Source organism: Halogranum rubrum (assembly GCF_900114455.1).
Taxonomy (GTDB): Archaea; Halobacteriota; Halobacteria; order Halobacteriales; family Haloferacaceae; genus Halogranum; species Halogranum rubrum.
The window spans coordinates 15,075-31,802 of record NZ_FOTC01000009.1; the positions used below are offsets into that span (position 1 = coordinate 15,075).

The following is a 16,728-nucleotide window of genomic DNA, read 5'->3' on the forward strand; positions in this document are numbered from 1 at the left end:
CCCCAGTGAACCACCGGTGAACGACCGGTGAATCACCGCCGACGTATCTACACTCTGCCATCATCGCACCCACGATTCGCGGTTCGATATAAACCTCCCGAACGGTCTGATTCGAAAGAGACAAAAACCGCACGACTGCGGCGGGTTATCGTTCTCGCCAATCTCGTCTCGTCTAGTAACCTTTAACCGCGGGAAGCCGGTACGACAAACCAACATGGCGAGCAACAAGATTCTCGGTATCGACCTTGGTACCACGAACAGCGCGTTCGCCGTGATGGAGGGAGGCGACCCCGAAATCATCGTGAACGCGGAGGGTGACCGAACCACCCCATCCGTCGTCGCCTTCACCGACGACGAGGAACGACTGGTCGGCAAGCCTGCGAAGAACCAGGCTATCCAGAACCCAGACCGGACGTTCCGCTCCATCAAACGGCACATGGGCGAGGACGACTACACCGTCGACGTCGAGGGTGAGCAGTACACCCCCGAGCAGATTTCGGCGATGATCCTCCAGAAGATCAAACGTGACGCCGAAGACTACCTCGGCGACGACGTCGAGAAGGCCGTCATCACGGTCCCGGCGTACTTCAACGACAAGCAGCGTCAGGCGACGAAAGACGCTGGCGAAATCGCCGGCTTCGACGTGGAGCGTATCGTCAACGAGCCGACGGCCGCGTCGATGGCGTACGGTCTCGACGACGACTCCGACCAGACCGTGCTCGTCTTCGACCTCGGTGGCGGGACGTTCGACGTCTCGGTACTGGACCTCGGCGGTGGCGTCTACGAAGTCGTCGCCACGAACGGGGACAACAGCCTCGGCGGCGACGACTGGGACGAGGCCATCATCGACCACCTCGCACAGGAGTTCAAGAACAACCACGGTATCGACCTCCGCGAGGACCGGCAGGCGCTTCAGCGACTGAAGGACGCCGCCGAAGAGGCCAAAATCGAGCTCTCCAGCCGCAAGGAGACCGACATCAACCTGCCGTTCATCACGGCGACCGACTCTGGACCGGTTCACCTCGAACAGTCGCTCACACGCGCGAAGTTCGAGTCGCTGACCTCGGACCTCATCGACCGTACCGTCGGCCCGACGGAGCAGGCGCTCGAAGACGCCGGCTACGACAAAGACGACATCGACGAGGTCATCCTCGTCGGCGGGTCGACCCGGATGCCGCAGGTCCAAGAGAAGGTCACCGAACTGCTCGGTAAAGAGCCGAAGAAGAACGTCAACCCCGACGAAGCGGTCGCACTCGGTGCGGCCATCCAGGGTGGCGTCCTCGGCGGCGAAGTCGACGACATCGTCCTCCTCGACGTCACGCCGCTCTCGCTCGGTATCGAGGTCAAAGGTGGGCTGTTCGAGCGTCTCATCGAGAAGAACACCACCATCCCAACCGAAGAGTCGAAGATATTCACCACCGCAGCGGCCAACCAGACCTCCGTCAACGTCCGTGTCTTCCAGGGCGAGCGTGAAATCGCCGAAGAGAACGAACTGCTCGGCGAGTTCCAACTGAGCGGCATCCCACCGGCACCCGCCGGAACGCCGCAGATCGAGGTCGGTTTCAACATCGACGAGAACGGTATCGTCAACGTCGAAGCCGAGGACAAAGGCTCCGGTAACGCCGAGTCCATCACCATCGAAGGCGGCGCCGGTCTCTCCGACGACGAGATAGACCGCATGCAGCAGGAGGCCGAACAGCACGCCGAAGAGGACAAGGAACGTCGCGAGCGCATCGAGGCACGCAACAACGCCGAGAGCGCGGTTCAGCGCGCGAACTCGCTGCTCGAAGAGAACGAAGAGCAGGTCGACGACGACCTTCGCGCCGACATCGAGACCGCAATCGAGGACGTCGAGGCGACGCTCGAAGACGACGACGCGACGACCGAGGAACTCGAAGAGGCGACCGAGTCGCTCTCGAAAGAGCTCCAAGAGATCGGCAAGCAGATGTACCAGCAACAGGAGGCCCAGCAGGCGCAGGCCGGTCCGGGCGGTGCCGGCGGTATGGGTGGCGGCGCTGGTATGGGTGACATGGGCGGTGCAGGTCCCGGCGGTGCCGACTCCGATGGCGGCGACGAGTACGTCGACGCCGACTTCGAAGACGTGGACGAGAGCGACAAATAGTCGCTCTCGTTCGCTCACGAGAGCTTTGCTCTCGTGAACGTTGACGTCGATGAAGACGACAAATAAGTCGTCTCAGCGCATCACCTGCTGATTGCAGTTCTCTCTTTCCGCTGTTGCTACTCGTCGACAGTCCCGACTGTCGGCACGGGCGACACCGATTCGACGCGACAAGCGCGCTTTTCAAGTAGTTCGACCGATAACGGATGCGATAACTGATGAGCGAGGACTTCTACGACGTGCTCGGAGTATCCCGGGATGCCGACGAGGACGAGATCAAGAAGGCCTATCGGAAGAAGGCAACCGAGTACCATCCGGACGTCAGCGACGACCCCAACGCCGAGGAGAAGTTCAAACAGGTGAAGAAGGCGAAGGAGGTCCTCTCCGACGAGGAGAAACGCTCGGCGTACGACCGCATGGGCCACGACCAGTTCGAACAAGCCGAGAAGCGGGGCGGCTTCGACGGCGGTGGCGGCGGCCGCGGCGGCGGGTTCGGCGGTGGCGGTGGCATGGGTGGCGGCATGGGCTTCGAGGACATCTTCAACAACCTGTTCAACGGCGGTGGCGGCGGCCAGCGGAGTAACCGCCCGCAGAAGGGCGCGGATCTCCGCACCCGTCTGACCCTCGACCTGGAGGACGCCTTCAAGGGCGTCGAGAAACAGGTGACTATCACTCGTCCCGAGCGGTGTCCCGACTGCGACGGAAAGGGCCACCCCGAGGACGCCGACGTCGAGACGTGTTCGGAGTGTAACGGACAGGGCCAGACGACGACGGTCCAGCAGACGCCGTTCGGCCGGATGCAACAGACCCAGACCTGTCGGCACTGTGGCGGCGAAGGCGAACTCTACAGCGAGACCTGTGACACCTGTCACGGCGACGGACAGGTGCGCAACGAGGCGACGCTCTCCGTCGACATCCCCGCCGGTATCCGCGACGGACAGAGTCTCCGGATGGAGCGCGAAGGCGCGCCCGGCGAGAACGGTGGGCCGAACGGCGACCTGCTCATCGAGATTCAGGTCACCGACCACGAGACGCTCCGTCGCGAGGGTGACGACCTGTACGTTCAACTCCCCATCTCCTTCCCACAGGCCGTCTTCGGCGCGACAGTCGACGTCGAGACGCTCGACGGAACCGTCGAGATGGACGTCCCCGAAGGGACACAGAGCGGCGAGACGTTCCGTCTGAAGGGCAAAGGAATGCCTCGTCTTCAGCGACGTGGACAGGGGAATCTCTTCGTACAGGTCCAAATCGTCACGCCAGAGAAACTCAACAAAGAGCAAAAAGAGGCGCTCAAGGAGTTCGCCGAGGCGGGCGGCGACGAAGTCGACGTGAAAGAGGGCTTCTTCGAGAAGATCAAGAACTCGTTCTGACCCGGTTTTCGGTTTACGACAGGTCCGGTTCCGTCTCCACGAGCGGCGTAGTCGACTCCACTTGCGTCTGTGGTTGCGTCGGCGTCGACGACGGAACGCGGCCACGCACGAAGGCGGTACTCAGCATGTGGGCCGCGGCGCCGGCGACGAGGAACCCCGCGTTCGCCGTCGGGTCGCTCGCGTAGACGAGGTTCAGCGTGTAGTGTGCGTCGAGTAGCGGTGCGAACGGCTGGATTCCCATCGGCGTGATGACGTCGCCAGCGAGATGCGTGCTGATTCCGAGTGTTCCGACGGCGAACCCGAACGTGAAGTCGCGTCGGCGACTCTGGAGAGCGGGGAGTCGCGTCGAGGCAGCGACGACACCGAACAGGAGGCCGACGGCCGTCGCCGCGACGAACGTATGCGTGATTCCTCGGTGCGGAACCGCAGACAGATAGAGGTCAACGTCGGGTGCCGACGCTGTGACGAGAAATCCGAGGACACCGACCTGCGACGCACGTCGCAACCCAGACTGCTGAAAGAACGCCGCGAGTGGAGTCGAACACAGCAGTGCGATACCAAGGTGCCCTGGGAGGTACATACTCTCACGGCGTCGTTCTCCCCTTTAACTCTCAGACAACCATTCGGTAACTACCCCCAGTTACGCAGTGGTAAGAGTTCACATGCGTGACATACGCACACCCACCGTAGCCTTCGACTCGTGTGAAACTATTTGCACTCACGAACCGAATCTGAGAGAATGGCTCACACGAAGGTGAACTACCACGATGTCGACGCCATCGGCGGGGGACTGTACTTCCTCCGGGACGCATTGAACTGCGAGAACTTCGGTGTCACCGTCGTCGACGCCGAACCCGGATGGACGGGCAAGAAACACGACCACGTCGAATCCGACCACGAGGAAGTGTACGTGCTTGTCGACGGGACAGCGTCGCTCACCGTCGACGGTGAGACGCTCGAACTCACTGCGGGCGACGCCGTCCGTGTCTCACCCGACGCCGTCCGGCAACTCCACAACGGCGACGTCGCGAGTACGTTGGTCATCGTGGGTTCGCCGTAACGTCACCGCACCGACAACGATACGTGTCATACGTCCTAACAGATAACATGGCTATGAGTGACACACAACACGACCAGATTCCGGTCACACTCGTCAGCGGCTATCTCGGGTCGGGGAAGACGACGCTCGTCAACCACGTCTTGAACGACCCGCAGGGTCACGACGTCGCCGTCATCGTCAACGACATGGGCGAGGTCAACATCGACGCCGAACTCATCGCCGACAGCTCTGAAGACGACGGCGTCGTCGACCTCTCGAACGGCTGTATCTGTTGTCGCCTCCAGTCGGACCTGCTGACCGAGGCGAAGCGACTGGCCGAGACGCGGTCGTTCGACTACCTGCTCGTCGAGGCGTCGGGCATCAGCGAACCGATTCCGGTCGCACAGGTGTTCACCGTCGGGTCCGACGAGAGCGACGTCGACCCGGCCGACTACTTCCGTCTCGACACCACCGTCTCCGTCGTCGACGCCTACGGGTTCTGGAAAGAGTTCGACGTCGACGAGGGGGTTCCGGACCGAATGCGGACGCCCGACCGCCCGCTGGCAGACGTACTCGTCGACAGCATCGAGTTCTGTGACGTCCTCCTGCTCAACAAATGCGACATGGTTCCGGACGACGAACTAGCGCGAATCGAAGCAGTCGTCCGTGAACTCCAACCCCGCGCCGAGATTATCCGGACTGAGTACTCGGCGGTCGACCCGTCGCTCGTGCTCGGGACCGGACGGTTCGACTTCGAACAGGCACGCAGAGAGGTGGGGTGGAAACGGCATCTCGCAGACAGTCACAGTCACGGAGCGGAGAGCGCCAGCCACGACAAACACGACGACCACGACCACCCCTCGACCGCCGAGCGTCACGGTATCTCGTCGACGGTCTACCGCCAGCAGCGACCGTTCCACCCGAAACGACTGCAGGCGTGGTTCGACGACTGGTCGGGCGACATCGTCCGCGCGAAGGGGTTCTTTCACCTCGCCGGTCGGCCGGACACCGTCATGGGGTTCAGTCAGGCCGGACCGTCGATACAGGCCGGCCCAATCGGTGCGTGGGGTGACGACGACCCCGAGACACGGTTGGTCTTTATCGGGACGAACCTCGACGACCTCTCGCTCGCCAGTGAACTCGACGACTGTCTCGCCACCGACGACGAACTCGATGCGGGGAGCTTCGACGACCCGTTCCCTACGACATGAGGTCGGCTTTGAGTTCGTCCCACGACTCGTGGAAGCCGTAGGTCGACTCGCTCTCGGCGAGGTCGGCGATGGCCGCTTGATAGACGTCGTCGTACTGGAGGAGCTGCGTCCAGCCCTCGGCGTTGTACATGCAGTACTGACACATCGTACACAGTAGTGGGGCACGAGAGAGATTAATGCGTCGGGCGCGTAGGTCGACCTGACCAATGGAGATGCTCGGAGGGTCCTGTCCGCACTGTGAGTGGCAGGCCGTCGCGGAGTCGTACGCAAAAATCGTCGAGTTGTATCAACGTCACCTCAGGGACGAACACCCCGAGGCGTGGCTTCGTTCTTAGGGTTCGAGGAGGACTTTCGTCACGCCCTCTTCGCGCTTGTCGAAGCGTTCGTACATCTCGGGGGCCTCGTCGAGGCCGACGCGGTGAGAGACGACGAAACTCGGGTCCGCGCGACCCTCGATGATGAGGTCACGGAGTTCGCGGTTGTACTCCTTGACGTTACACTGCCCAGTTCCGACCTTGAGTCCTTTCTCGAACAGTTTCCCGAAGTCGATACCGAGGCGGCCCTGTGCGGCCATCTCGTCCGGTGCACCGGGGTCCGAAGGAACGTACAGACCGGGAACGCCGAGTTCGCCGGTCGGTCGGACGACCTGAATCAGTTGGTTCAGGACGACCGCCGGATTCTCTCGCGCCGGGTCGTAGGCGTCGTCACTGGGGTCGGTCTCGGGGTCGATTGCCTGATAGCCGACGGCGTCGACGCCTTTGTCGACCATGTCACCGTGGGCGTCTTTGATCTGTTCGACCGGGTCGGAGTCCTCGAAGTTGATGGCTTTCGCGTCACAGTGCTCTTCGGCCAGTTCGAGACGACTGTCCACGCGGTCGACCACGTAAATCTCCGCCGCGCCCTTGACCTTCGCACTGTAGGCGGCCATCAGTCCGACCGGTCCCGCACCGAAGATGGCGATGGACTCGCCCGGTTGGAGGTTGGCCAGTTCGGTTCCATGCCACCCGGTCGGGAAGATGTCCGCGAGGAGCGAGAACGAGTCCTCGTGTTCGTCTCCGTCCGGGAGTTTGAGCGCGTTGAAGTCCGCGTACGGCACGCGGAGTTTCTCTGCCTGCCCGCCTTGATACGGTCCCATGGCGACGTAGCCGTAGGCTCCCCCCGCGAACCCGGGGTTGACGTTGGTACAGAACCCGGTGTAGCCGTTCTCGCAGTTCCGGCAGAACCCGCAAGCGACGTTGAACGGCATGACTACACGGTCGCCCTCCTCTAGTGTCGATACCCCTTCGCCGACTTGCTCGACGATTCCCATGTTCTCGTGGCCGAAGACGATTCCCGGGTCGGCGGCGGTCCGTCCCTCGTACATGTGGAGGTCGGAGCCACAGATACAGGTCGTCGTGATGTCGACGACGACGTCGTTCGGATGTTGAATCTCTGGCTCGTCGACGTCCTCGACGGCCACTTCCTTCTCTCCTTTGTAGACGACTGCTTTCATTGGTATGTGAGCACCTACCAGTGACGTAGGCGAGGAGCCGTAAATGATTGATTGTTAACTATTACCCGTCCTCTTGTGAATCTCTAGCAACTTTCATCTGACAGGTTTGCGCACAACCTCACTGTCGTTCGGTTTCGAACGATGCAGTCGTCGTGTCGCTCTTCGGCGCGTTTTTGTCTCCGTCCCGCATACCGCGACTGTGAACACGCTCGGTGACCTCGTCGCTCGCGACCGGCGCTCGTCCGCACTCGCACTTCGCGTGCCGGCGCTCGACCGCGACTACAGCTATCGCGACTTCTGTACGACGGCGTGGAAGGCGGGCAACTTCCTGAGTTTCCTCGGCGTCCGCGGCGGCGGCCGCGTCGCCATCGAACCCGACCCGCTACCCGAACCACTGTTGACCTTCTTCGGGGCGGCCCTCCACGGTGCGACGACGACGTTCGACACGACGGACATCGACGTTCGCGCACTCGTCGTCCCGTGGGACCGAGAGGACGACTTCGCCGACGTTCCCGGGACGAAACGTGTCGTCTACGGCGGCCCGCCGAGTGACCCCGGTGTCTCACACTGGGAGAAAGACGTGTGGAGTGAGAATCCAGCGTTCCCACAGACCGACGTCGACCCGGCCTCACCCGTCTTGGCCAGCGGTGGCGACGAGTACAGCCACCGGACGCTCTTGACCGCCGCCGCTCGCGTCGTCGAGGACGTAGGCTTGACGGCAGACGACGACGTCGTCGTTCGCGACCCGCTCACGGACCCGGGTGTCGTCGCCGCGGGCGTCCTCGCACCGCTCTCGGTCGGTGCGACTGTCGTCTTTCCGGACCCCGACCGTGACGAATCGCAAGGAACCGTCGCCGTCGGCAGCGAGATACTCGAAGGCGACGTCCCCGAGGACCGCACGCTCTCGCCGCCGAACGTGGTCTGATACCACGCCTCAGCGAACTTTTTGCTGGTTCTCCGTGACTGGAGAGTCGTGCCAGGTTCTACGTTCCTCTACGGAGAGCGTCTCACGCTCCGAACCGTCGAACGCGACGATGCTGAGTTCCTCCAGCGATGGCAGTCGGACCCGAGGGTCCGCATCCCCCTCGGGATGATGCACCCGCAGAACCGCAAGCAGGTCGAAGAAGGGATGGAGAAGTACGTCGAGAGCGACGACGGTATCAACCTCCTCGTCTGCGTCGACGACTGGGAGGAGACGGACGGGGCTGACGGCGACGACGCCAAGGCCGACGAACCGGCCCCCATCGGCATGGTCAGCGTGATGCACCTCGACCACACTCGGCCGGAACTCGCCTACTGGTTGGTTCCCGACGCGCGGGGTGACGGGTACGCGACGGAGGCGATGGAACTCCTCCTCGACTACACCTTCGACACGTTCGAGATTCAGGGGCTCTGGGCGCAGGCGTTCGCCTACAACGAGGGGTCGTGGGGTCTGTTGGAGCGACTCGGTTTCGAACACGAGGGGACGATGCGGAACCACCGATTCGTCCGCGGTGAGTACGTCGACGTCGTCTGCTACGGCCTCCTCCGCGAGGAGTGGAGCGACCGCGAATGAGCGAGGAACGTGACGTCGACACCACCGTCGTCGAAGGCGAACGAGTCTCACTCCGACCCGTTGAGCGCGACGACGCGGCGTTTATGCAGCGTTCGACGACGGACCCCGACATCCGTATCCCGCTCGGGTCCACCTCGCCGAGCAACGAACACGAGAGCGAGTCGTTCATCGAGGAGTACGTCGAGGGCGACGACGGCATCTCACTCGTCGTCGAGACGGACGAGACACCTATCGGACTCGTCGCCGTGAAGAGTCTGAAGCCTGCCCGTCCGGAACTGGTCTACTGGTTCGTCCCCGAGTACCACCGGCAGGGTTACGGGACGGAGGCGGTCGGCCTCTTCGTCGACTACCTCTTTCGGACCGTCGACTGCCACGGACTCCACGCCCGGGTGTTCGCGTTCAACGAGGGTTCTCAGGGTGTCCTCGAAGGACTCGGCTTCGCCGAAGAAGGCCGATTCAGAGAGGCGAGGTTCGTCGACGGCGCGTACGTCGACGTGTTCCACTTCGGACTGCTGCGGCGGGAGTGGACAGACGCTCGGACGTAAACCGACGTAACCGCCTCTCGACCGTATGTAGAAATTGTTTCTCTATACGTAGTATTAATACTTATGTGTGGGTTTGACAATCGATACGGTAGGTCAACACATGGTATCTGGACGCATTAGCTCGGCGTGGAAGTCGTATCGGTCGGTCGGTATCGTCTACCGTATCGGCGTCGCGTTCGTACTCGGTTCGGTGCTCGGCCTCGTCGTCGGCGACGCTGCAACCATACTTCAACCGGTCGGCGACCTGTTCGTCCGACTGCTGAAGATGCTCATCGTCCCCATCGTCGTCTTCACCTTGTTAATGGGCGTCAGGCAGTTGACGCCGTCGTCGCTGGGCCGGGTCGGCGGACAGGTCGTCGCCCTGTACGCGGCGACGTCAGCGCTCGCCGTCGCCGTCGGTCTTACGGTGGCGAACGTGATTCAGCCTGGGTCGCGCGGACTGGAGAGCCTCCTCGACCAAGCGGAGGCACAGAGTGCCGAAGCGCCGTCGTTCACCGAAGTCGTGCTGAACATCGTCCCGGCGAACCCACTCGGCGCGATGGCCGAGGGGTCGGTGCTGCCGACCATCTTCTTCGTCGTCGTCTTCGGACTTGCCCTCGCGCTCGTTCAAGAAGAGACCGACGACCCGGCCGTCTCCCGCGGCATCGAGACGTTCTTCGACCTCGCGGAGGCCGGTGCCGAGGCGATGTTCAAGGTCGTCTGGGGCGTGATGGAGTTCGGCGTCCTCGGCGTCTTCGCGCTCATGGCGAGCGTCTTCGGCGAGGCGGGCGTCGACGCCATCGTCCCGTTCGCGCTGCTCATCCTGACGATGTTCGTCGCCGCCCTCGTCCACATCGGCGTCGTCTACCTCGGCGGCGTCGTGCTCGGCGTCCTCGGTCGCTCGCCGCTCTCGTTCCTCTCGGGCGCTCGCGACGCGATGGTCACCGCCCTCAGCATCCGGTCGTCGAGCGGGACGCTCCCCGTGACGATGTCCGACGCCGACGACAACCTCGGTGTCGCCGAGCGAATCTACAGTTTCACGCTCCCGCTCGGCGCGACCATCAACATGGACGGGACGGCGATGTACCAGGGCGTCGCGGCCATCTTCGCGGCCAACGTCGTCGGCGTCAACCTCTCGCTGGCCGACCAGTTCGCCGTCGTCTCGGTGGCCGTGCTCGCCAGCGTCGGCACCGCCGGTGTCCCCGGGTCGGGACTCATCATGCTGACGCTCGTGCTCACGCAACTCGGCCTCCCGCTAGAAATCGTCGGCGTCGTCGCCGGTGTCGACCCGATTCTGGACCGACTCCGCACGATGGTCAACGTCACCGGTGACCTCGCGATTACGACGGCCGTCGCGAAGTGGAACGGTGCCGTCGACTTCACCACCGGCGTCTGGGGCGACGGGGTTCGGTCGCCGCTGGCCGACTGACCTCGCTTCTGGCCGTTCCTCGCCGATTACTTCGCGTTCTCGATTTTCTCCAGCGACTCGGGGTTCTCGATACTGCTCATGTCACCGAGGTCTTCACCCTGATACAGCGAGGAGATAGCGCGACGGATAATCTTCCCCGACTGCGTCTTGGGGAACTCGTCGACGAACAGTACCTCACGGGGGCGGAACGGCTTGCCCAACTCCTCACCGACGAGCGCGCGCAGTTCGTCGCGCAACTCGTCGGTCTCGTCGACGCCGTCTTCGAGGACGACGTAGGCGACGACGGCGGTTCCCGTCGTCTCGTCGGGGACGCCGACGGCGGCGGCCTGGTTCACCGACTGGTGTTCGATGAGTGCGCCTTCGACTTCGGCGGGGCCGACCTTCCGCCCGGCCACGTTGAGTGCGTCGTCGGCGCGGCCGTGGAGGAACCAGAAGCCGTCTTCGTCTTTCTGTGCCCAGTCGCCGTGGTCCCACATCGGCGGGTTCTCGAACGTCGACCAGTAGGTGTTCAGATACCGCTCGTCGCCCTCCCAGAGCGATTTGGTCATCGACGGACAGGAGTCGCGGGCGACGAGGAAGCCGCGTTCGTGGGCGTCGGCGACCGATTCGCCGGCCGAGTTCACGATGTCGATGTTCATACCCAGCCCCGGCCCACCGAGCGAGCAGGGTTTCAGTGGCTCTGTGGGCATCGGCATGAGGAAACAGCCGCAGATTTCGGTGCCGCCGGAGATGTTGATGATGGGTGCTTCGCTGCCACCGACGTGCTCGTAGAACCACATCCACGACTCGGGGTCCCACGGTTCGCCCGTCGACCCCAGGAGGCGAAGACTGGAGAGGTCGTGTTTCTCGACCCACTCGTCGTCGTACTTGCGGAGCGCGCGAATCGCCGTCGGAGAGATGCCGAAGGTGGTGAGTTTGTGACGCTCTATCATCTCCCAGAAGCGGTCCGGTTCGGGGTGGTCGGGCGCTCCTTCGTACATGAAGATGGTGCCGCCGAAGGTGTGGTTTCCAATCAGCGTCCACGGCCCCATCATCCACCCGATGTCCGAGACCCAGAAGAAGCGGTCGGAGGGCTTCTGGTCGAAGCCGAAGTGAATCTCTTTGGCCGTCTGCATCTGGACGCCCGCGTGTGTGTGGACGATACCTTTCGGTTTCCCCGTCGTGCCCGAGGAGTACAGCAGCATCGACTCCTGGTCGGAGGGGAGTTCCTTCGTGTCGTAGGCGTCGTCCTGCGGTTCGACGGCGTCGGCCCACCACTCGTCGCGTTCGTCGTGCCACGGCACTTCGGTGTCGCTCTCGTCGTCGCTGGCTCCGAGACGGCCGAACACGACAGTGTGCTCGACGTGTCCCGCTTTCTCGATGGCGTCGTCAGCAGCGCCTTTCAGGAATATCTCGCCGCCGCGACGCTGGAAACCGTCGCCGGTGAAGAGCACGGAACACTCCGAGTCTGCGATTCTGGTTGCAGTCGCGTCGACGCCGAATCCCGAGAAGATAGGGACGGCGACGGCACCGACTTTGAAACAGCCGTAGAGGATGGAGATGACTTCGGGGACCATCGGCATGTACAGCCCCACAGTGTCGCCAGTTTCGATGCCGACGGACTCCAGATAGTTCGCTACCTTGTTGGCCTGTCGGTGGAGTTCGTGGTAGGTGACCTCTCGAACCTCGCCGTCCTCACCCTCCCAGATGCACGCGACCTTATTGCGCGTCTCGCTGTCGACAGCGGCGTGTCTGTCGAGGGTGTTGTGTGCGACGTTGATCTTCCCACCGGGATACCAGTCGGAGAACTGCGGTCCGTCTGAGTCGTCACGGACGGTGTCGTAGTCCTCGTAGAACTCGATGTCGAGGTAGTCGACGAGTTCGTCCCAGAACCACTCGACGCCGCTCTCGTCGACGCCGTCGACGTCCGTACACGTCCGCTCGACGAGTTCGTCGTAGTCCTCGATACCGTACGCCTGCATGAACGCCCAGACGTTCGTCGACTCGACGAATGCCTGGTCCGGTTCGTGTACGACCTCGTCGGTGTCTGGTACCGTCTTCATGGTCGAGGATTTTCCCTCCGCTGTCAAGTAGCTTTCCGCACTATCGTCCGTGTATATCTGACCGAGTGCCGTCCGGCAAACGCTTTTTATCGGCTTGGATGCTACGGAGTCGCATGTACGTCCGTGATGCCAAGAACCGCGACGAGGTCTGGCTACTCGACCACATCGAGGCGATGGGACTCGACGACGCGGCGTTCCGCTCGCGGGATTACGTCATCGCGGTCGACGAGGAGACCAACGAGCGCGCAGGGTTCGGCCGCGTTCGCGTCCACAAGACCGACGACGGCGACATCTGCGAACTAACTGGTATCGGTGTGCTGGATGCATGGCGCGAACAGGGCGTCGGTGCACACGTCGTCGAGCGACTGGTCGACAAAGCCACCGCAGACGGGTTCGAAACGGTGTACTCCATCACCGACCGCCCGAACTATCTCGTCCAGTTCGGCTTCGACCCCGTCGAGTCGACGGACCTCCCCGCGAAACTCCGCGAGCGGTTCGACGAGAAACGCGAATCGGTCGACGAGAGCGTCGTCGCGACGGTGCTCGCCGTCGACAACTTCGAGATGCCGTCGCGACTCAGAGAGGCGTTCAAAGAGGCGACGCCGCACGAGGAGGAACCAGAACCGGTCGAGAGCGCAGAAGACTTCGGTATCGACCCGGACCGAGCGACCTACAAGTACGACACCGGTCGGTAGCGTCGGTTACGTTCGGTCGTCGAGGAAGTCGGTACTGAACACGATCCACGCGAGCACCGAACAGAACAAGACGGGTGGGAGAAGTGCGAACCCCCAGAGCTTCTCCATCCCCATCATGAGAATGATGAGCACGTTGCCGACGCCGATGACGAGGAAGGGCAGGACGGCGAGGGCGGCGCGTTTCCTGTTTCGGTTCGAGGACTCCTGGGGCGGAGTGTCGCGCTCGCTCGCTGACGTAGCCATACTGGGACTCGGGTCTCTGTCGACAAAAACACCCCGTTTGGTGGCTCGGTTTCGAGTCGCACTCACGATTGTTGCTGTAACTGTCCCGCTCCGACCGCATACTGTCGTGCAGTCGGTCCAGTGCTGTCCAGTACTGACCAGGACTGACTTACGGCAGTCGGTATCAGGCGTCGTCGTACCGCGAAGCGAACTCGACGGCGACGAAGAACCCACCCATGACCACGCCGGCGAGGAGCATCCCGTAGAGTGCGACGCTCACTGGTGTCGTCGGCAGGACGAGCGTACTGAACACCTCGAACGTCGGCGACGACTCGGCGCTGTTCGACCCCACGAAGAAGCCGACGACACCGGCGAGGAGGACCACGATACCACCGAGAACGAGGAGGAGACGCCGACCGGTTTGACTGTCTCCATCACGTGGTTCGTGAGCTACGTCGTTCACGCCTCGGAGTCGGGACTGGCCACTATAGACTCTTTCTCTCTCGGGTTCCGTGTCGAGACGTATAAACCGCCGCTGTGTGAACTGTCGCCTATGTCAGACGACCTGATTCAGCAGGCCCGCGACGTCCTCGAACACGCCTACGTCCCGTACTCGGAGTACCGTGTCGGCGCGGCGCTCCGGGCGACAGACGGCACCGTCTTCGTCGGCTGTAACATCGAGAACGCGAACTACAGCAACAGCCTCCACGCCGAGGAAGTCGCCATCGCTGAAGCCGTGAAGCAGGGATACACCGAGTTCGACCGTCTCGCCGTCACCTCCGCCGCCCGCGACGGCGTCACACCCTGCGGGATGTGTCGACAGACGCTCGCGGAGTTCTGCGACGAGGACCTCACCGTCGTCTGTGACGAGGGCGACGACGAGACGACCGAGTACACGCTCGGCGAACTCCTTCCGAACACGATTTCGCTCGGAACACTGGAAGCCGCAAAAGCACAGCGCGACGGCGAGTAACTCGTCGCCTATTCGAGGTGATGGTAGTTCAGTTCGTACCCCTCGTCGAGCGCCGCTTGGACCTCCGGCGACGGGTCGCCGACGCCACGCGTCGACAACTCCATTCCGGTGTCGCCCCGGCGGACGAGCACGTTCTTTCGCCACTCGTCGCTCTTCTCGGGGAAGTCCTCGCGGAAGTGTGCGCCGCGAGACTCCTCTCGCTCCAACGCTCCTCGGAGGATTGCTTCACCGACCGTGAACATGAACGAGAGGTCCACGGCGTACTCGAAAGCGAGACTGGTCCGGTCGCCGTCGACACGGAGGTCGGCAGTCCGTTCGCGAAGGTCCTGTAACCGCTCTAACCCTGCACGGAGTCCCCCCTCGTCGCGAAGGATACCGGCGTGGTCCCACAGCAGTCGACCGAACGTCTCGTGGATTTCTACCGGTGTCACGTCGCCGTCAGACGCCTCCAGTGCTTCGAGCGCCCGGAACTCGCGCTGTGCGAGCGCCCGCATCCCGTCGGGGAGTGTCGGTGTCTCGCTCGTAACCTGTCGAGCGACGTGCTCTCCGACGAGTTTCCCGATGGCGACCGTCTCGGCCAGCGAGTTGCCGCCGAGTCGGTTGGCTCCGTGGACGCCTGCGACTGTCTCGCCGACGGCGTACAGGCCTTCGATTCCGGTCTCACCGGTGTTGAAGTCGATATCGACCCCACCCATCGTGTAGTGAGCCGTCGGCGCGACTTCGACGGGTTCCGTAGCCATGTCGACGCCGAGGCGCTGGAACCGTTCGTACATCCGGGGGAGGCGTTCCTCGATGAACGCACGCTCACGGTGAGAGATGTCGAGGTAGACGCCGCCGTTCGGCGTGCCACGGCCCTCTCGGACCTCTTGGGCGATGGCGCGGGCGACGACGTCACGAGCGTCGAGTTCCATCTGGTCGGGCGAGTACCGCTCCATGAATCGCTCTCCGTCCGCGTTGAACAGACGGCCACCCTCGCCGCGAACTGCCTCGGTGACGAGGCGTCCGCCCCACTCCTCGTCCCAGTCGGGGTTCTGTACCATCCCCGTCGGGTGGAACTGAACGAATTCGGTGTCGAGGAGGTTCGCACCGGCCTCGTAGGCGAGTGCCGGGCCGTCGCCGTTGTTCTCCTCGTCACGCGAGGAGTGACGGTTGTAGAGGGCGCTGAACCCGCCTGCGGCGAGGACGACGTGCTCGGCAGTGAAGACGACGAAGTGACCGTCCGCCATGTCGTAGCCCGCAGCGCCGTAGACCCGCGACCCGTCCGAGAGCAGACGAGTAATCATCACGTTGTCCCGGTAGGGAATCTCCAACTCTTGGGCTTTCCCGACGAGCGTCTCGAGAATCGCCTCGCCCGTTCGGTCGCCGACGAAGCAGGTCCGGCGGAACGACTGTGCGCCGAAGTAACGTTGGTTTATCTTCCCGTCGTCGGTGCGGTCGAACGGCATCCCCCACTCGTCGAGTTCCCGGATGCGGTCGGGCATGTGCTCTGCGACGAGTTCGACCGCGTCGGGGTCGTTGAGGAAGTGTCCCTCGTCGTAGGTGTCCGCGGCGTGGATAGTCCAGTCGTCTTCCTCGTCGAGACTACCGAGTGCGGCGTTGATGCCGCCCGCGGCCCACGTCGTGTGTGCGTCGCCGTGGTCGCGTTTTCCGATGACCAACGGTTCGACGCCGTTCTGTTCGAGCGCGATTGCCGTCCGTGCTCCCGCTGCTCCGGCACCGACGACGAGGACGGGAACGGTCACTTCCTCGTACTCGACGTCGTCGCCATCGTCGACTCCCTGCACCGCCTCTTCGGGTACCGACGGTTCGGTGGGTGTCATTAGTATCCTCAGTATACTCTCGGGGCCAGACTGACTTGAGGGCTTCGCGCGTGTGCGCGCGCGAGGCGCGCAAGAATTTCAAAATGGAAAGAGAACGTCGAACAGTCGAGTTTCTCACGCATCGTCGAAGAGAGCCGACGAGAGGGTAGGCTCCAGTACGAGGCGACAACCCGCCACGTCTGACCTGTACTCACCGAAACACGACGGAGGCCGATGGACAAACACTTTTACACCGTC

At 63.0% G+C, this 16,728-nt stretch carries 18 protein-coding genes; 11 read left to right on the forward strand and 7 right to left on the reverse strand.

Annotated features, from left to right (window positions below):
• The first annotated feature begins 214 nt into the window (after nucleotides 1–214).
• Nucleotides 215–2,122 (forward strand): molecular chaperone DnaK, encoded by a 1,908-nt coding sequence (dnaK, locus tag BM083_RS20825; RefSeq protein ID WP_009365546.1) that lies wholly within the window; start codon nucleotides 215–217, stop codon nucleotides 2,120–2,122.
• A 215-nt stretch (nucleotides 2,123–2,337) separates the two neighbouring features.
• Nucleotides 2,338–3,489: a molecular chaperone DnaJ gene (dnaJ, locus tag BM083_RS20830; RefSeq protein WP_089872292.1), complete on the forward strand. Its 1,152-nt coding sequence runs from the start codon at nucleotides 2,338–2,340 to the stop codon at nucleotides 3,487–3,489.
• A gap of 13 nt (nucleotides 3,490–3,502) precedes the next feature.
• Here the strand turns inward: dnaJ and BM083_RS20835 are convergent, their stop codons facing one another.
• The gene (locus BM083_RS20835; protein WP_089872294.1) at nucleotides 3,503–4,069 is read right to left on the reverse strand and encodes a metal-dependent hydrolase; all 567 of its coding nucleotides are present in this window, start codon (nucleotides 4,067–4,069) and stop codon (nucleotides 3,503–3,505) included.
• A 159-nt stretch (nucleotides 4,070–4,228) separates the two neighbouring features.
• On the opposite strand from BM083_RS20835, the gene BM083_RS20840 reads away from it, so the two are divergent.
• Together BM083_RS20840 and BM083_RS20845 are read left to right on the forward strand one after the other, a co-directional pair.
• Nucleotides 4,229–4,549 carry a cupin domain-containing protein gene (locus tag BM083_RS20840; RefSeq protein ID WP_089872296.1) on the forward strand — a complete coding sequence of 107 codons (321 nt, stop codon included), beginning with the start codon at nucleotides 4,229–4,231 and terminating at the stop codon, nucleotides 4,547–4,549.
• A 53-nt stretch (nucleotides 4,550–4,602) separates the two neighbouring features.
• Entirely contained in the window at nucleotides 4,603–5,739 is a 1,137-nt protein-coding gene (locus BM083_RS20845) for a CobW family GTP-binding protein (RefSeq protein ID WP_089872298.1), read from the forward strand.
• On the opposite strand, the gene BM083_RS23580 is transcribed toward BM083_RS20845, so the two are convergent.
• Nucleotides 5,729–5,884 (reverse strand): hypothetical protein, encoded by a 156-nt coding sequence (locus BM083_RS23580; protein ID WP_169315607.1) that lies wholly within the window; start codon nucleotides 5,882–5,884, stop codon nucleotides 5,729–5,731. The two genes, BM083_RS20845 and BM083_RS23580, sit on opposite strands and share 11 nt — an antisense overlap.
• A 61-nt stretch (nucleotides 5,885–5,945) precedes the next feature.
• Between BM083_RS23580 and BM083_RS24030 the strand changes: the two genes are divergently transcribed.
• Nucleotides 5,946–6,074 (forward strand): hypothetical protein, encoded by a 129-nt coding sequence (locus BM083_RS24030; RefSeq protein WP_272942282.1) that lies wholly within the window; start codon nucleotides 5,946–5,948, stop codon nucleotides 6,072–6,074.
• Here BM083_RS24030 and BM083_RS20850 read toward each other — a convergent pair.
• Nucleotides 6,071–7,231 (reverse strand): glutathione-independent formaldehyde dehydrogenase, encoded by a 1,161-nt coding sequence (locus BM083_RS20850; RefSeq protein ID WP_089872300.1) that lies wholly within the window; start codon nucleotides 7,229–7,231, stop codon nucleotides 6,071–6,073. The two genes, BM083_RS24030 and BM083_RS20850, sit on opposite strands and share 4 nt — an antisense overlap.
• A gap of 199 nt (nucleotides 7,232–7,430) precedes the next feature.
• On the opposite strand from BM083_RS20850, the gene BM083_RS20855 reads away from it, so the two are divergent.
• The 4 genes from BM083_RS20855 to BM083_RS20870 all read left to right on the forward strand — a co-directional run bounded on the left by BM083_RS20855 (nucleotide 7,431) and on the right by BM083_RS20870 (nucleotide 10,739).
• Nucleotides 7,431–8,156, forward strand: coding sequence for an acyl-CoA synthetase family protein (locus BM083_RS20855; RefSeq protein ID WP_089872302.1), 726 nt, complete (start codon nucleotides 7,431–7,433; stop codon nucleotides 8,154–8,156).
• 48 nt (nucleotides 8,157–8,204) lie between these two features.
• Nucleotides 8,205–8,786 (forward strand): GNAT family N-acetyltransferase, encoded by a 582-nt coding sequence (locus tag BM083_RS20860; RefSeq protein ID WP_089872304.1) that lies wholly within the window; start codon nucleotides 8,205–8,207, stop codon nucleotides 8,784–8,786.
• Entirely contained in the window at nucleotides 8,783–9,331 is a 549-nt protein-coding gene (locus tag BM083_RS20865) for a GNAT family N-acetyltransferase (RefSeq protein ID WP_089872488.1), read from the forward strand. The genes BM083_RS20860 and BM083_RS20865 overlap by 4 nt, the downstream gene beginning before the upstream one ends.
• A gap of 100 nt (nucleotides 9,332–9,431) precedes the next feature.
• On the forward strand, nucleotides 9,432–10,739 hold the full coding sequence (locus BM083_RS20870) for a dicarboxylate/amino acid:cation symporter (protein ID WP_089872306.1): 1,308 nt from the start codon (nucleotides 9,432–9,434) through the stop codon (nucleotides 10,737–10,739).
• A gap of 26 nt (nucleotides 10,740–10,765) precedes the next feature.
• Here BM083_RS20870 and BM083_RS20875 read toward each other — a convergent pair whose 3' ends face one another.
• Nucleotides 10,766–12,781 (reverse strand): AMP-binding protein, encoded by a 2,016-nt coding sequence (locus BM083_RS20875; protein WP_089872308.1) that lies wholly within the window; start codon nucleotides 12,779–12,781, stop codon nucleotides 10,766–10,768.
• Between the two features lie 113 nt (nucleotides 12,782–12,894).
• On the opposite strand from BM083_RS20875, the gene BM083_RS20880 reads away from it, so the two are divergent.
• Nucleotides 12,895–13,476, forward strand: a complete 582-nt coding sequence (locus BM083_RS20880; RefSeq protein WP_089872310.1) for a GNAT family N-acetyltransferase — start codon at nucleotides 12,895–12,897, stop codon at nucleotides 13,474–13,476.
• Nucleotides 13,477–13,482: 6 nt separating this feature from the next.
• On the opposite strand, the gene BM083_RS20885 is transcribed toward BM083_RS20880, so the two are convergent.
• The gene (locus BM083_RS20885) at nucleotides 13,483–13,719 is read right to left on the reverse strand and encodes a DUF8142 family protein (protein ID WP_049893418.1); all 237 of its coding nucleotides are present in this window, start codon (nucleotides 13,717–13,719) and stop codon (nucleotides 13,483–13,485) included.
• 163 nt (nucleotides 13,720–13,882) lie between these two features.
• Complete coding sequence (locus BM083_RS20890) at nucleotides 13,883–14,161, reverse strand: DUF7520 family protein (RefSeq protein ID WP_089872312.1); 279 nt, start codon at nucleotides 14,159–14,161, stop codon at nucleotides 13,883–13,885.
• Nucleotides 14,162–14,251: 90 nt separating this feature from the next.
• On the opposite strand from BM083_RS20890, the gene cdd reads away from it, so the two are divergent.
• The gene (gene cdd, locus BM083_RS20895; RefSeq protein WP_009365563.1) at nucleotides 14,252–14,671 is read left to right on the forward strand and encodes a cytidine deaminase; all 420 of its coding nucleotides are present in this window, start codon (nucleotides 14,252–14,254) and stop codon (nucleotides 14,669–14,671) included.
• A gap of 8 nt (nucleotides 14,672–14,679) precedes the next feature.
• Here cdd and BM083_RS20900 read toward each other — a convergent pair whose 3' ends face one another.
• Entirely contained in the window at nucleotides 14,680–16,491 is a 1,812-nt protein-coding gene (locus BM083_RS20900) for an L-aspartate oxidase (protein ID WP_089872314.1), read from the reverse strand.
• Nucleotides 16,492–16,728: the final 237 nt, after the last annotated feature.

Coding starts and splice junctions, on each gene's coding strand:
- dnaK (WP_009365546.1), top strand. CDS start 215: ATGGCGAGCAACAAGATTCTCGGTATCGACCTTGGTACCACGAACAGC.
- dnaJ (WP_089872292.1), top strand. CDS start 2,338: ATGAGCGAGGACTTCTACGACGTGCTCGGAGTATCCCGGGATGCCGAC.
- BM083_RS20835 (WP_089872294.1), bottom strand. CDS start 4,069: ATGTACCTCCCAGGGCACCTTGGTATCGCACTGCTGTGTTCGACTCCA.
- BM083_RS20840 (WP_089872296.1), top strand. CDS start 4,229: ATGGCTCACACGAAGGTGAACTACCACGATGTCGACGCCATCGGCGGG.
- BM083_RS20845 (WP_089872298.1), top strand. CDS start 4,603: ATGAGTGACACACAACACGACCAGATTCCGGTCACACTCGTCAGCGGC.
- BM083_RS23580 (WP_169315607.1), bottom strand. CDS start 5,884: ATGTGTCAGTACTGCATGTACAACGCCGAGGGCTGGACGCAGCTCCTC.
- BM083_RS24030 (WP_272942282.1), top strand. CDS start 5,946: ATGGAGATGCTCGGAGGGTCCTGTCCGCACTGTGAGTGGCAGGCCGTC.
- BM083_RS20850 (WP_089872300.1), bottom strand. CDS start 7,231: ATGAAAGCAGTCGTCTACAAAGGAGAGAAGGAAGTGGCCGTCGAGGAC.
- BM083_RS20865 (WP_089872488.1), top strand. CDS start 8,783: ATGAGCGAGGAACGTGACGTCGACACCACCGTCGTCGAAGGCGAACGA.
- BM083_RS20870 (WP_089872306.1), top strand. CDS start 9,432: ATGGTATCTGGACGCATTAGCTCGGCGTGGAAGTCGTATCGGTCGGTC.
- BM083_RS20875 (WP_089872308.1), bottom strand. CDS start 12,781: ATGAAGACGGTACCAGACACCGACGAGGTCGTACACGAACCGGACCAG.
- BM083_RS20880 (WP_089872310.1), top strand. CDS start 12,895: ATGTACGTCCGTGATGCCAAGAACCGCGACGAGGTCTGGCTACTCGAC.
- BM083_RS20885 (WP_049893418.1), bottom strand. CDS start 13,719: ATGGCTACGTCAGCGAGCGAGCGCGACACTCCGCCCCAGGAGTCCTCG.
- cdd (WP_009365563.1), top strand. CDS start 14,252: ATGTCAGACGACCTGATTCAGCAGGCCCGCGACGTCCTCGAACACGCC.
- BM083_RS20900 (WP_089872314.1), bottom strand. CDS start 16,491: ATGACACCCACCGAACCGTCGGTACCCGAAGAGGCGGTGCAGGGAGTC.